The organism is Pseudomonas sp. HMSC063H08, assembly GCF_001813645.1.
In the GTDB taxonomy this organism is placed as follows: Bacteria; Pseudomonadota; Gammaproteobacteria; order Pseudomonadales; family Pseudomonadaceae; genus Pseudomonas; species Pseudomonas aeruginosa.
In genome coordinates, this window is record NZ_KV813325.1 from 183,392 (window position 1) to 196,791 (window position 13,400).

Annotated in this window: 7 protein-coding genes; 3 read left to right on the forward strand and 4 right to left on the reverse strand. The window is 66.0% G+C overall.

Going from position 1 to position 13,400, the window contains the following annotated elements; all coding sequences use genetic code 11:
• Positions 1-52 precede the first annotated feature (52 nt).
• Positions 53-889, forward strand: a complete 837-nt coding sequence (locus HMPREF2924_RS01285; RefSeq protein ID WP_003135706.1) for a 23S rRNA (adenine(2030)-N(6))-methyltransferase RlmJ — start codon at positions 53-55, stop codon at positions 887-889.
• A 3-nt stretch (positions 890-892) separates the two neighbouring features.
• Here HMPREF2924_RS01285 and msrA read toward each other — a convergent pair whose 3' ends face one another.
• From msrA to aceE, 4 genes are all read right to left on the reverse strand, one after another.
• Positions 893-1,540, reverse strand: a complete 648-nt coding sequence (gene msrA / locus HMPREF2924_RS01290) for a peptide-methionine (S)-S-oxide reductase MsrA (protein ID WP_003095789.1) — start codon at positions 1,538-1,540, stop codon at positions 893-895.
• Between the two features lie 93 nt (positions 1,541-1,633).
• A complete protein-coding gene (dipA, locus tag HMPREF2924_RS01295; RefSeq protein ID WP_003106476.1) occupies positions 1,634-4,333 on the reverse strand; it encodes a phosphodiesterase DipA in 2,700 nt (899 codons plus the stop codon).
• 417 nt (positions 4,334-4,750) lie between these two features.
• Positions 4,751-6,394: a dihydrolipoyllysine-residue acetyltransferase gene (gene aceF / locus HMPREF2924_RS01300; RefSeq protein WP_003125595.1), complete on the reverse strand. Its 1,644-nt coding sequence runs from the start codon at positions 6,392-6,394 to the stop codon at positions 4,751-4,753.
• Positions 6,395-6,538: 144 nt separating this feature from the next.
• The gene (gene aceE, locus HMPREF2924_RS01305) at positions 6,539-9,187 is read right to left on the reverse strand and encodes a pyruvate dehydrogenase (acetyl-transferring), homodimeric type (protein ID WP_003114556.1); all 2,649 of its coding nucleotides are present in this window, start codon (positions 9,185-9,187) and stop codon (positions 6,539-6,541) included.
• Between the two features lie 281 nt (positions 9,188-9,468).
• Here aceE and glnE point away from each other — a divergent pair, with 281 nt between their 5' ends.
• Both glnE and ilvE read left to right on the forward strand, forming a co-directional pair.
• Positions 9,469-12,417 carry a bifunctional [glutamate--ammonia ligase]-adenylyl-L-tyrosine phosphorylase/[glutamate--ammonia-ligase] adenylyltransferase gene (gene glnE / locus HMPREF2924_RS01310; protein WP_003109906.1) on the forward strand — a complete coding sequence of 983 codons (2,949 nt, stop codon included), beginning with the start codon at positions 9,469-9,471 and terminating at the stop codon, positions 12,415-12,417.
• Between the two features lie 55 nt (positions 12,418-12,472).
• Positions 12,473-13,396 (forward strand): branched-chain-amino-acid transaminase, encoded by a 924-nt coding sequence (gene ilvE / locus HMPREF2924_RS01315; protein ID WP_003095783.1) that lies wholly within the window; start codon positions 12,473-12,475, stop codon positions 13,394-13,396.
• Positions 13,397-13,400 lie beyond the last annotated feature (4 nt).

A 13,400-nucleotide genomic window follows, 5' to 3' on the forward strand; every position in this document is an offset into this window, starting at 1 on the left:
CCGGGCGGTCCGGCTAGCAGCGCTGCCTGGCGCTGTCCAAGGAGCAGTCATCATGAACTATCGTCACGCTTACCACGCCGGCAACCATGCCGATGTCTTCAAGCACCTGGTGCTGGCGCGGATCTTCGCCCTGCTGGGGCGCAAGGACACGCCGTACGCCTACCTGGACAGCCATTCCGGGGTCGGCCTCTACGACCTGCAGGGTGACGAGGCCAGCCGCACCGGCGAGTGGGAGCAGGGCATCGCCCGCCTGTGGGAGCGCGAAGGCCTGCCTGAGCAACTGGACGATTACCTGGACGTGATCCGTCACCTGAACCCGGACGGCTCCCTGCGCTACTACCCGGGCTCGCCGGAACTGGCACGGCGCCTGACCCGCGCCCAGGACCGCGTGCTGCTCAACGAACTGCATCCCGAGGACGGCCGCCTGCTCAAGGCCAACATGGCTGGCGAACGGCGGGTCGCCGTGCACCAGGGCGACGGTTGGCTGCTGCCGCGGGCGTTCCTGCCGGCGCCGGAAAAGCGCGCGGTGCTGCTGATCGATCCGCCGTTCGAGCAGGCCGACGAATTGCAGCGTTGTGTCGCTGCGCTCGACGAGGCGATCGGGCGGATGCGCCAGACGGTGGTGGTGATCTGGTATCCGATCAAGGACGAGCGCCAGCTCAAGCGTTTCTACCAGGCCCTGGAACGTAGCGTCGCGCCGAAGCTGCTGCGTGCCGAGCTGCACGTGCATCCGATCGACGACGCCGAGCGTTTCAACGGCTCCGGGCTGGCCATCGTCAATCCGCCGTGGCCGCTGGAGGACGAACTGCGCGACCTGCTGCCCTGGCTGGCCGAGGTCATGGCCCAGAGCCAGGGCGGCTGGCGTCTCGACTGGATGGTGGCGGAATAGTCGTCAGGCCGGCAGGCACACCCCGGTGCCGCCCAGGCCGCAGTAACCGTTGGGGTTCTTCGCCAGGTACTGCTGGTGGTAGGCCTCGGCGTAGTAGAAGGGCGGGACGTCGGCGATCTCGGTGGTGATGCGATCGTAGCCGGCTTTCGCCAGTTCGGCCTGGAAGCTCTCCCGGCTGGCCATGGCCGCGGCCTTCTGGGCCGCGTCGAAGGTGTAGATCACCGAGCGGTACTGGGTGCCGATGTCGCCGCCCTGGCGCATGCCCTGGGTCGGGTCGTGGGCTTCCCAGAATACCTTGAGCAACTGTTCGAAGCTGGTCTCCTGCGGGTTGTAGACCACCAGCACGACCTCGCTGTGGCCGGTCAGGCCGGAGCAGACTTCGTCGTAGGTCGGGTTCGGCGTGTAGCCGCCGGCATAACCCACCGCGGTCACCCAGACGCCCGGTTGCTGCCAGAGGCGACGCTCGGCGCCCCAGAAGCAGCCCATGCCGAACAGCACCTGTTGCAGGCCGGCGGGGAACGGCGCGGTCAGCGGTCGGCCGTTGACGAAGTGCGCTTCGGGCACCGGCATGGCGCTTTCGCGACCCGGCAGGGCCTGGTCCGGCGTGGGCAGCTCGCTTTTCTTGGTGAGGATTTCAGAACGCAGAACCATGGCTCTCGTCTCCTGCTCAGGGGGTAGGCGAATGACTCGCGGATGAGCACAGAGAGTACAGCCTTTCCGCGCCGGCGGGGGAGGCCTGGGCGATCAGTGCAGGGTGCGGCAGGGATAGCGCAGCAGGCTGGTATTGAGCAGGTCGCTGGGGATCGGCCGGTCGAACAGGTAGCCCTGGCCGATGTCGCAGCGGTTGCGCCGGAGGAAGGCCAGTTGCTCGGCGCTCTCCACGCCTTCGGCGACTACCTTGAGCTTGAGGTTGTGGGCCATGGCGATCACCGCCGAGGTGATTTCCATGTCGTCCTGGCTGTCCGGGATGTCCTTGATGAAGCTGCGGTCGATCTTGATCACGTCGATGGGGAATTTCTTCAGGTAGCTCAGTGACGAGTAGCCGGTGCCGAAGTCGTCCATCGCCAGGGTCAGGCCGAGGCTCTTCAGGCGTTCGAGTTGCTGGCGGGTATCGTCGGTGGCGTCCAGCAGCAGGCTTTCGGTGAGCTCCAGTTCCAGCTGGCTGGCCGGGATGTTCTCTTCGTGGAGGATCGCCGCGATCGAGCCGACCAGGTCCGGGTCGGTGAACTGCTTGGGCGACAGGTTGATGGCGATCTGCAGCTCGCCCAGCCCGGCCTCGGCCAGCTCGCGGGCCTGGCGACAGGCTTCGCGGATCACCCACTTGCCGATCGGCACGATCAGCCCGGTTTCCTCGGCCACGCTGATGAAGCGGTCCGGGCGGATCATGCCTTTTTCCGGATGCTGCCAGCGCAGCAGGGCTTCCAGGCCGAGCAACTGGCCGCTGCGCAGGCACAGCTTGGGCTGGTAGTGCACCGCCAGTTCGTTCTGCGCCAGGGCGCGGCGCAGGTTGCTCTCGACGAACAGCTTGTAGCTGGCCTCGGCGGTCAGCGCCTCGGTGAACACCTGGACCTGGTGCTTGCCGTTGGCCTTGGCCTTGTGCAGCGCCAGGCCGGCGTACTTCATCAGGGTCTGCGGGTCGCAGCCGTGCTGCGGGGCGCTGGCCAGGCCGATGGAGCCGGTGATGTTGATCAACTGGTTGTCGACGAACAGCGGCTTGTCGAGCATGTGCAGGACCTGCGCGGCAATGCTTTCGCCCTTTTCCACCGCGGTGTCGTCGAGCAGCACGGCGAACTCGTTGCTGGCGAAGCGCGCCAGGGTGGCGCCGTCGCCGAGGCAACTGCGCAAGCGCCGGGCCAGGCTGACCAGCAGCTTGTCGCCGGTCTGGTGGCCGAGGCTGTCATTGATCCGCTTGAAGTTGTCGATGTCCACCAGCAGCAGGCTGAGCGGGCGGTCGCCGCTGCTTTCCAGGCGTTCCTCGAGGGCGCCGATGAAATAGTGCCGGTTGGCCAGGCCGGTGAGGTTGTCGCGGTAGGCGAGTTTCTCGATGTGCTGCTGGGCCAGCTTGTTCTGCGTGATGTCTTCGTAGATGCCGATGTAGTGGGTCAGCTCGCCGAGATCGTCGTAGACCTTCGACAGCGACAACTGGCCCCAGTAAGGCTCGTGGTTCTTGCGGCGGCTGCGGAACTCGCCCTGCCAGCTGTTCTGCTGGGTCAGCGCGGAACGCGCGTCGAACAGCAGCTCGCTGAGGTTCTCCAGCGCCGGAAGCTCGGACAGGCGTCGGTTACGCACTTCGTCGGCGCTGTACTGGGTGATCGAGGTGAAGCTCGGATTGACGTATTCCACCACGCCGTCGCGGTCGATCAGCAGGAAGGCGCTGGCGCTCTGTTCCACCGCGCGCTGGAACAAGTGCAGGGCGCTGGAGACATTGCGTCGCTCGTGGTTCATCAGGACCTGCGCGTACTGGTCGGCGAGTTCCCCGGCGAAGGCGATCTCGTCGCTCTGCCACATGCGGTTCTCGCCGGCGTGTTCCAGGCACAGCACGCCGACCACCTCGCCGCCGATGCGGATGGTGGCGTCGAGCAGGGCGTTGACGCCCAGCGGCTTCAGGTAGTCCTTGTAGAGTTCCTGGGTGCGTGGGTCGCGCTGGGCGTTGTGGGCGTCGATGGCGCGCCCGCTGTGTACCGCCTCGAGGTAGGCGGGGTAGCGGCTGGCGTCGATGCTCTGGGGCTTCTCGTACTGGTCGAGGTCGCGGCGGTAGACGGTCACCGCTTCCAGGCGCTGGTCGTCGAGCAGGCGCCAGATGCCGGCGCGCGCGGTGCCGTAGGCTTCGCAGGCGGCCTGGGTGATCAGTTGCGCGGCTTCCAGCAGCGGGTCGCTGGACAGGTAGCGATGGCGGGCCAGGCGGACGATCAGGTTCTGCTGGGTGCGCGAGCGCAGCAGGTGTTGCAGGTGGTCGTCCTGGGAGCGCTGGTAGAGGTCCAGGGACGCCTTCAGGCGCAGGTTCTGCGATTCCAGGTCGAGCAACTGTTCGCTGCGCTCGGCGCTCTCCGCTCGCTCCTCGACCATCAGGTAGCCGTGCAGCAACTGGCGGCCATGCTGCTGGAAGGCTTCGCCGAACTCCAGCATGGTCAGCACGCCGTTGGGTGTGTGCAGCTTGTAGCTCACCTGGTAGTGCGGGCGCTTCACCAGTTGCTGCTGGATCTGCTCGTGCAGGCGGTGGCGGGCCTCGGGTTCCATCAGGCTGGCGTAAGGCGCATCGAGCAGTGCGCAGAGGGTAGTCGCCGGCAGCCCGAGCTGGCGCTCGCAGGCAGGATCGAGGAACAGCAGTGCCCAGCTCGGCTCGTTCAGCCGCTCGAAACGCAGCAGCCCGAGCCGCGACGGCACGGGTAGCTGCGTGACAACCTCGGCCGCCGAACGGCTGGCGGCATCGGGATGACTTTTCATGCGAGGCTGATTCCAGGTACTGAGCGAGGGGGAGGCCTCGACCCGTTTCGATGGGGTGCAGGCAAAGGGTGCATTATGCCGATTGGTCTGACAAGTAACTCTGTATCGGCCCGGCAGGGCCCAAGTTAAGCGTATCCGGGAAAAAACCGCTGGACGGTCGGAGGTCTGCGGCGCCGCTGGAAAAGCCCTGTTTTTCGTAGGGTTGGCTTCACCGGGAGGGTTGGCGTCGAGCGCCTGTCATCGTGCGCGCCGAACTCGCGCCTGCGGGTCCTGTGGCATGCGCTGGCGGTACGACGGGTCGCAGTTTCGCCGAGCCGTCAGGCGGGCAAAAAAAACCCCACCATCCGGTGGGGCCGAGAGACGAGCGTGGCATGCTCGCGAGAGGGGCTGGCCGCTCCGTGGGGAGCGGCGCAGGTATTACAGGAGCAGGGTGCGGATGTCCGCCAGCAGTTCGCCCAGGCGCTTGGTGAAGCGCGCCGCGGCGGCGCCGTTGATCACGCGATGGTCGTAGGACAGCGACAGCGGCAGCATCAGGCGCGGCTGGAAGGCCTTGCCGTCCCATACCGGCTGCATGGTCGCCTTGGACACACCGAGGATCGCCACTTCCGGCGCGTTGACGATCGGCGTGAAGCCGGTGCCGCCGATGTGGCCGAGACTGGAGATGGTGAAGCAGGCGCCCTGCATGGCATCGGCCGAGAGCTTCTTGTTGCGGGCCTTGTCGGCCAGCTCGGCGGCCTCGGCGGCCAGTTGCAGGAGGCTCTTCCGGTCGACATCGCGGATCACCGGGACCAGCAGGCCGTCCGGAGTGTCCACGGCGAAGCCGATGTGTACGTACTTCTTGCGAATCAGCGCCTTGCCGCTGGGGGCCAGCGAACTGTTGAAGTCCGGCAGTTCCTTGAGCAGGTGGGCGCAGGCCTTGAGCAGGATCGGCAGTACGGTCAGCTTGACCCCGGCCTTCTCCGCCGCGGCCTTCTGGGCAACGCGGAAGGCTTCCATGTCGGTGATGTCCGACTGGTCGAACTGGGTCACGTGCGGCACGTTCAGCCAGCTGCGATGCAGGTTGGCGGCGCCGACCTGCATCAGGCGGGTCATCGCCACTTCTTCCACTTCGCCGAACTTGCTGAAGTCGACTTCCGGGATCGGCGGGATGCCGGCTCCGCCGGTGGCGCCGGCACCGCCGGACTTGGCGCGCTGCAGTTGCTCCTTGACGAAGACCTGGACGTCTTCCTTGAGGATGCGGCCCTTGGGACCGCTGGCTTTCACTTCGCTCAGCTCGACGCCGAACTCGCGCGCCAGCATGCGCACCGCCGGGCCGGCGTGGACCTTGGCGCCGTCGCGGCTGGGTGCGCCGACCGGAGCCGGGGTATCGGCCTTGGCTGGCGCAGGGGCCGCCGCGGCGGGCTTCTGCTCGGCGGCGGGCGCCGCGGCCTGGGCCGGAGCGGCTGCCGGCTGCTCTTCGGCTGCCGGAGCGGCGCCTTCCACCTTCAGCTTGAGGATCAGGTCGCCGGTGCCGACTTCGTCACCGACCTTGATCGAGACGCTTTCCACCACGCCGGAGGCCGGCGAAGGGATCTCCATGCTGGCCTTGTCGGATTCCAGGGTGATCAGCGACTGGTCGGCCTCGACCGTGTCGCCAGCCTTGACCATCACTTCGATGACGTTGGCCTTGCCGGCCGAGCCGATGTCCGGGACCTTGATGTCCTGGACACTGGCTGCGGCGGGGGCGGCCGGCTTGCTCTCGCTCGGGGCGGGAGCAGGCGCTTCGGCTTTCGGCGCTTCCGGTTGGGCGGGCGCTGCCTCGGCCTTGGCTTCGGCAGGCTGTTCGCCGCCTTCCACTTCCAGCTCGAGGATTTCGTCACCTTCTTTCAAGGTGTCGCCGACCTTCGCCTTGATGCTTTTCACTACCCCGGCCTTGGGACTGGGGATTTCCATGCTGGCCTTGTCGGATTCCAGGGTCAGCAGGCTCTGATCGGCCTCGACCTTGTCGCCGGGCTTGACCAGCAGCTCGATGACTTCACCCTCACCGTTGCCGATGTCGGGTACGCGAATGAGTTCGCTCACATTCCTCTCCTTTTACGTGCCACCACCGCTGTGCGGCGCGCAAAACAAAGACTTTTGGTCCTTGGTTCGTTGTGAGCCGGCGCCGCCCGTTGGCGGCGCCGGCGTGCTCGAAACCCCTCGCTGCCGAGGGGAGTATGGAGCGAATTAGCAATCCAGCGGGTTGCGCTTCTCCGGATCGATACCGTACTTGGCGATGGCCTCGGCCACCACTTTCGGCTCGATATCGCCGCGATCGGCCAGCGCTTCGAGCGCGGCCAGCACCACCCAGTGACGATCCACTTCGAAGAAGTTGCGCAGCTTCTTGCGGCTGTCGCTGCGGCCGAAGCCGTCGGTGCCGAGCACCTTGTACTCCTTGGAGGGAACCCACTGGCGGATCTGCTCGGCGTAGAGCTTCATGTAGTCGGTGGAGGCGATCACCGGGCCGCGACGGCCGCCCAGGCACTCCTCGACGTAGCTCTGCTTCGGCTTCTGGCCCGGATGCAGGCGGTTCCAGCGCTCGACGGCAAGGCCGTCGCGACGCAGCTCGTTGAAGCTCGGCACGCTCCAGACGTCGGCGCCGATACCGAAGTCGTTGCGCAGCAGCTTGGCCGCTTCCTCGACTTCGCGCAGGATGGTGCCGGAGCCCAGCAGTTGCACGTGGTGAGCGGCTTCCTTCTTGTCCTCCTCGAGGAGGTACATGCCCTTGATGATGCCTTCCTCTGCGCCCTTCGGCATGGCCGGCTGGACGTAGTTCTCGTTCATCACGGTGATGTAGTAGAAGATGTCCTGCTGCTCTTCGATCATCTGCCGCGAGCCTTCGCGGATGATCACCGCCAGTTCGTAGGCGTAGGTCGGATCGTAGGTGCGGCAGTTCGGGATGGTCGAGGCCAGCAGGTGGCTGTGGCCGTCCTCGTGCTGCAGGCCTTCGCCGTTCAGCGTGGTGCGACCGGCGGTGCCGCCGATCAGGAAGCCGTGCGCGCGGCTGTCGCCGGCGGCCCAGGCCAGGTCGCCGATGCGCTGGAAGCCGAACATCGAATAGAAGATGTAGAACGGCAGCATCGGCTGGTTGTGGGTGCTGTAGGAGGTACCGGCGGCAATCCAGCTGGACATGGCGCCGGCCTCGTTGATGCCTTCCTCGAGGATCTGGCCCTTCTTGTCCTCGCGGTAGAACATCACCTGGTCCTTGTCCACCGGCTCGTAGAGCTGGCCGACCGAGGAGTAGATGCCGAGCTGGCGGAACATGCCTTCCATGCCGAAGGTACGGGCCTCGTCCGGGACGATCGGGACGATGCGCGGGCCGAGTTCCTTGTCCTTGACCAGCTGCGAGATGATCCGCACGAAGGCCATGGTGGTGGAGATCTCGCGATCGCCGGAGCCGTCGAGCATGGCCTTCAGGGTTTCCAGCGGCGGAACCGGCACGCTCATGCTCTTCTGCCGGCGCACCGGCATGAAGCCGCCCAGCGCGGCGCGGCGCTCGGCCAGGTACTTGGCCTCGGCGCTGCCTTCTTCAGGCTTGTAGAACGGCAGCTTCTCCAGGTCGGCGTCCTTGACCGGGATGTCGAACTTGTCGCGGAACGCGCGCAGGCTGTCGACGTCGACCTTCTTCACGTTGTGCGCGATGTTCTTCGCTTCGCCGCTGCCGGTGCCGTAGCCCTTGATGGTCTTGGCCAGGATGACGGTCGGCTGGCCCTTGTGGTTGACCGCCTGGTGGTAGGCCGCATAGACCTTGTAGGGGTCGTGGCCGCCGCGGTTGAGCTTCCAGATTTCCTCGTCGGAAAGGTCCTTGACCATTTCCAGCAGTTCCGGACGCGCGCCGAAGAAGTGCTCGCGGACGTAGGCGCCGTCTTTCGCCTTGTAGTTCTGGTATTCGCCGTCGATGACCTCGTCCATGCGCTGCTGCAGCAGGCCGGCGGTGTCCTTGGCGAACAGCGGGTCCCAGAAGCGACCCCAGATGACCTTGTTGACGTTCCACTCGGCGCCGCGGAACACGCCTTCCAGTTCCTGGATGATCTTGGCGTTGCCGCGGACCGGGCCGTCGAGGCGCTGCAGGTTGCAGTTGATGACGAAGATCAGGTTGTCGAGTTTCTCGCGGCCGGCCAGGGAGATCGCGCCGAGGGATTCCGGCTCGTCGCACTCGCCGTCGCCCATGAAGCACCAGACCTTCTGCTTGCCGGCGGGGATGAAGCCGCGGCTTTCCAGGTACTTCATGAAGCGTGCCTGGTAGATCGCCTGGATCGGGCCAAGGCCCATGGATACGGTGGGGAACTGCCAGAAGTCCGGCATCAGCCAGGGGTGCGGATAGGAGGACAGGCCGTTGCCGTCCACTTCCTGGCGGAAGTTCTCCAGTTGTTCCTCGCTGATGCGGCCTTCGAGGAAGGCGCGGGCGTAGACGCCGGGGGACGCGTGGCCCTGGAAGAACACCAGGTCGCCGCCATGTTCGTCGGTGGGAGCCTGGAAGAAATAGTTGAAGCCGATGTCGTAGAGGGTCGCCGAGGAGGCGAAGGTGGAGATGTGGCCGCCCAGGTCCGGGTCGTGCTTGTTCGCCCGCATCACCATCGCCAGGGCGTTCCAGCGCACCAGGGAGCGGATCCGGCGTTCCATGAACAGGTCGCCGGGCATGCGTGCTTCGTGGGTTACCGGAATGGTGTTGCGGTAGGGCGTGGTGATCGCGTAGGGCAGTTGGGTGCCGCTACGGCTGGCCAGCTCGCCCATGCGGGTCATCAGGTAATGAGCGCGGTCTTCACCTTCGCGGTCGAGTACGGACTCCAGGGCGTCCAGCCATTCCTGGGTTTCGACGGGATCGAGGTCTTGCATGGCTTGCTCCAGGGCGGAAAGGCTTCCAGAATCGGATGCCATAGGTGAGCGGCCGGCCTCGTGGGCGACCGCAGCTAATTCTTGGATGTTCTCCGGGGGTGTACCCGGCGACTTGTAGTTTTACTACAGATCAGTCTGAGAAACAGCCCTCTGGATACAATTTTTAGTAGTAAAACTACATTTCGATTGTTGCTGTCAGGCTATAAGGCCCGATGTAGAGCCTTTTCGACGTTGTGCGTCGAGCCTGTGGTCTTCGGTCGGAAGCCCAAACAGGATAGACCATGAGCCTGCCTTCGCTGGCGAATCTGCCGGCCACCCTGCTGCCCGCCGCCGAACGCGCCGGGACTGCCCTCCGCTCCGCTGTCGCCGCCCTCGATGCCGCCGCCCTGGCCCGCCTGGAGGCCTGGCCCGAGGAGCGCCTGGAGGATTTCCGACGGGTCGCTGCGGCCAGCGATTTCGTCGCCGAGCAGGCAGTGCGCGACCCGGCGATGCTGCTGGATCTGGCCGAACGCGGCGAGCTGGAGAACCCCCACGCGCCCGGCGAATTGCGCAGCCAGTTGCAGGCGCGGCTGGAGGATTGCGCCGACGAGGACGAACTCGGTCGGCGCCTGCGACGTTTCCGCACACGCCAGCAACTGCGCATCATCTGGCGCGACCTGACCCGCCGCGCCGCGCTGGCGGAAACCTGTCGCGACCTGTCGGCCCTGGCCGACGCCTGCATCGACCTGGCTTGCGAGTGGCTCCATCGGCGCCAGTGCGAGCAGTTCGGCACGCCGATCGGCCGGCGCTCCGGCGAACCGCAGCGGATGGTGGTCCTCGGCATGGGCAAGCTGGGCGCGGTGGAGCTCAACCTGTCGTCGGACATCGACCTGATCTTCGGTTACCCGGAGGGCGGCGAGACCGAGGGGGCGAAGCGTTCGCTGGACAACCAGGAGTTCTTCACCCGCCTGGGGCAGAAGCTGATCAAGGCGCTGGATGCGATCACCGTCGACGGCTTCGTCTTCCGCGTCGACATGCGCCTGCGTCCCTACGGCTCCAGCGGACCGCTGGTCTACAGCTTCGCCGCGCTGGAGCAGTACTACCAGGACCAGGGGCGCGACTGGGAGCGCTACGCGATGATCAAGGCGCGGGTGGTCGGCGGCGACCAGCAGGCAGGCGAGCAACTGCTCGGCATGCTGCGGCCGTTCGTCTATCGGCGCTACCTGGACTTCTCCGCCATCGAGGCGCTGCGCACCATGAAGCAGCTGATCCAGCAGGAGGTCCGGCGCAAGGGGATGTCGGAAAACATCAAGCTGGGCGAAGGCGGTATCCGCGAGGTGGAGTTCATCGCCCAGGCCTTCCAGTTGATCCATGGCGGGCGCGACCTGAGCTTGCAGCAACGGCCGCTGCTGAAGGTGCTGGCGACCCTGGAGGGGCAGGGCTACCTGCCGCCGGCGGTGGTCGAGGAGCTGCGTGGCGGCTACGAGTTCCTGCGCTACGCCGAGCATGCCATCCAGGCGCTGGCCGACCGGCAGACGCAAATGCTGCCCAGTGACGAATACGACCGCATCCGCGTGGCCTTCATCATGGGCTTCGCCAGTTGGGCCGCATTCCACGAGCGCCTGAGCCACTGGCGGGCGCGCATCGACTGGCACTTCCGCCAGGTGATCGCCGACCCGGACGAGGACGAAAGCGGCGAGGCGGCCTGCGGCAGCGTCGGCGCCGAGTGGATCCCGCTGTGGGAGGAGGCGCTGGACGAGGAGTCGGCCAGTCGGCAACTGGCCGACGCCGGCTTCGTCGATGCCGAGGCGGCCTGGAAGCGTCTCAGCGATCTGCGCCACGGCCCCCAGGTGCGAGCGATGCAGCGTCTCGGCCGGGAACGCCTGGATGCCTTCGTTCCGCGCCTGCTGGCGATGACCGTGGAAAACCCCCAGCCGGACCTGGTGCTGGAGCGGGTTCTGCCGCTGGTGGAAGCGGTGGCGCGGCGTTCCGCCTACCTGGTGTTGCTGACCGAGAACCCCGGCGCGCTGGAGCGCCTGCTGACCCTCTGCGCGGCCAGCCCGATGGTTGCCGAGCAGATCGCGCGGTTCCCGATCCTGCTCGACGAACTGCTCAACGAGGGGCGCCTGTTCCGTCCTCCACAGGCCGCCGAGCTGGCCGCCGAGCTGCGCGAACGGCTGATGCGGATTCCCGAGGACGACCTCGAGCAGCAGATGGAGACCCTTCGTCACTTCAAGCTGGCCCACGGGCTGCGGGTGGCGGCCTCGGAGATCGCCGGCACGCTGCCGTTGATGAAGGTCAGCGACTACCTGACCTGGCTGGCCGAGGCGATCCTCGTCGAGGTCCTCGAACTGGCCTGGCGGCAGTTGGTGCAGCGTCATGGCCGGCCGTTGCGCGCCGACGGCACGCCGTGCGATCCGGACTTCGTCATCGTCGGCTACGGCAAGGTCGGCGGGCTGGAGTTCGGTCATGGCTCGGACCTCGACCTGGTGTTCATCCATGACGGCGACCCCCACTGCGAGACCGATGGCGGCAAATCCATCGATGGCGCGCAGTTCTTTACCCGCCTGGGGCAGAAGATCATCCATTTCCTCACCGCGCAGACGCCATCCGGTACCCTCTACGAGGTCGACATGCGCCTGCGTCCGAGCGGCGCGGCCGGCCTGCTGGTGAGTTCGCTGGGCGCCTTCCAGCGCTACCAGGAGCAGGAGGCCTGGACCTGGGAGCACCAGGCGTTGGTCCGCGCCCGGGTGCTGGCCGGTTGCCGGCGGGTGCAGGCGAGCTTCGAGGCGGTACGTGCCGAGGTGCTGGCGAGGCCGCGCGATCTCGACGCGTTGCGCACCGAGGTCAGCGAAATGCGCGCCAAGATGCGCGACAACCTGGGAACCCGCGCGACCGCCGCCGGCACCGCCTCGAATGCCTTCGAGGCCACGGCAGCCTTCGATCTCAAGCACGATGCCGGTGGTATCGTCGATATCGAATTTATGGTGCAATATGCGGTTCTAGCTTGGTCCGGAGAACACCCGGCGCTGCTCGAATTCACCGATAACATCCGCATTCTGGAAGGACTGGAACGGGCTGGCCTGATCGCCAGCGAGGACGTCCGTCTCCTGCAGGAGGCCTACAAGGCCTATCGCGCAGCCGCACACCGCCTGGCACTACAGAAGGAGGCCGGGGTCGTGAGCGGCGAGCACTTCCAGACGGAGCGGCGAGAAGTGATCAGGATCTGGCGCGAGCTGCGGCTCGGCTGATCCACTCAGGCACGTAACGCAAGTACGTAACGAATATCTGAAGGAGCTGGCAACTATGTCGATGGCCGATCGTGATGGCGTGATCTGGTATGACGGTGAACTGGTGCAGTGGCGCGACGCGACCACGCACGTGCTGACCCATACCCTGCATTATGGAATGGGCGTGTTCGAGGGCGTGCGCGCCTACGACACCCCGCAGGGCACGGCGATCTTCCGCCTGCAGGCGCACACTGACCGGCTGTTCGACTCCGCGCACATCATGAACATGCAGATCCCGTACAGCCGCGACGAGATCAACGAGGCGACCCGCGCCGCCGTGCGCGAGAACAACCTGGAAAGCGCCTATATCCGCCCGATGGTGTTCTACGGAAGCGAAGGCATGGGCCTGCGCGCCAGCGGCCTGAAGGTCCATGTGATCATCGCCGCCTGGAGCTGGGGCGCCTACATGGGCGAGGAAGCCCTGCAGCAAGGCATCAAGGTGCGCACCAGTTCCTTCACCCGCCACCACGTCAACATCTCGATGACCCGCGCCAAGTCCAACGGTGCCTACATCAACTCGATGCTGGCCCTCCAGGAGGCGATCTCCGGCGGCGCCGACGAGGCCATGATGCTCGATCCGGAAGGCTATGTGGCCGAAGGCTCTGGCGAGAACATCTTCATCATCAAGGATGGCGTGATCTACACCCCGGAAGTCACCGCCTGCCTGAACGGCATCACTCGTAACACTATCCTGACCCTGGCCGCCGAACACGGTTTTAAACTGGTCGAGAAGCGCATCACCCGCGACGAGGTGTACATCGCCGACGAGGCCTTCTTCACCGGCACTGCCGCGGAAGTCACGCCGATCCGCGAAGTGGACGGTCGCAAGATCGGCGCCGGCCGCCGTGGCCCGGTCACCGAAAAGCTGCAGAAAGCCTATTTCGACCTGGTCAGCGGCAAGACCGAGGCCCACGCCGAGTGGCGTACCCTGGTCAAGTAAGCAC

What these genes read in the sequence shown, in the direction of transcription:
- HMPREF2924_RS01285 (WP_003135706.1), top strand. Translation starts at nt 53, where the DNA reads ATGAACTATCGTCACGCTTACCACGCCGGCAACCATGCCGATGTCTTC.
- msrA (WP_003095789.1), bottom strand. Translation starts at nt 1,540, where the DNA reads ATGGTTCTGCGTTCTGAAATCCTCACCAAGAAAAGCGAGCTGCCCACG.
- dipA (WP_003106476.1), bottom strand. Translation starts at nt 4,333, where the DNA reads ATGAAAAGTCATCCCGATGCCGCCAGCCGTTCGGCGGCCGAGGTTGTC.
- aceE (WP_003114556.1), bottom strand. Translation starts at nt 9,187, where the DNA reads ATGCAAGACCTCGATCCCGTCGAAACCCAGGAATGGCTGGACGCCCTG.
- glnE (WP_003109906.1), top strand. Translation starts at nt 9,469, where the DNA reads ATGAGCCTGCCTTCGCTGGCGAATCTGCCGGCCACCCTGCTGCCCGCC.
- ilvE (WP_003095783.1), top strand. Translation starts at nt 12,473, where the DNA reads ATGTCGATGGCCGATCGTGATGGCGTGATCTGGTATGACGGTGAACTG.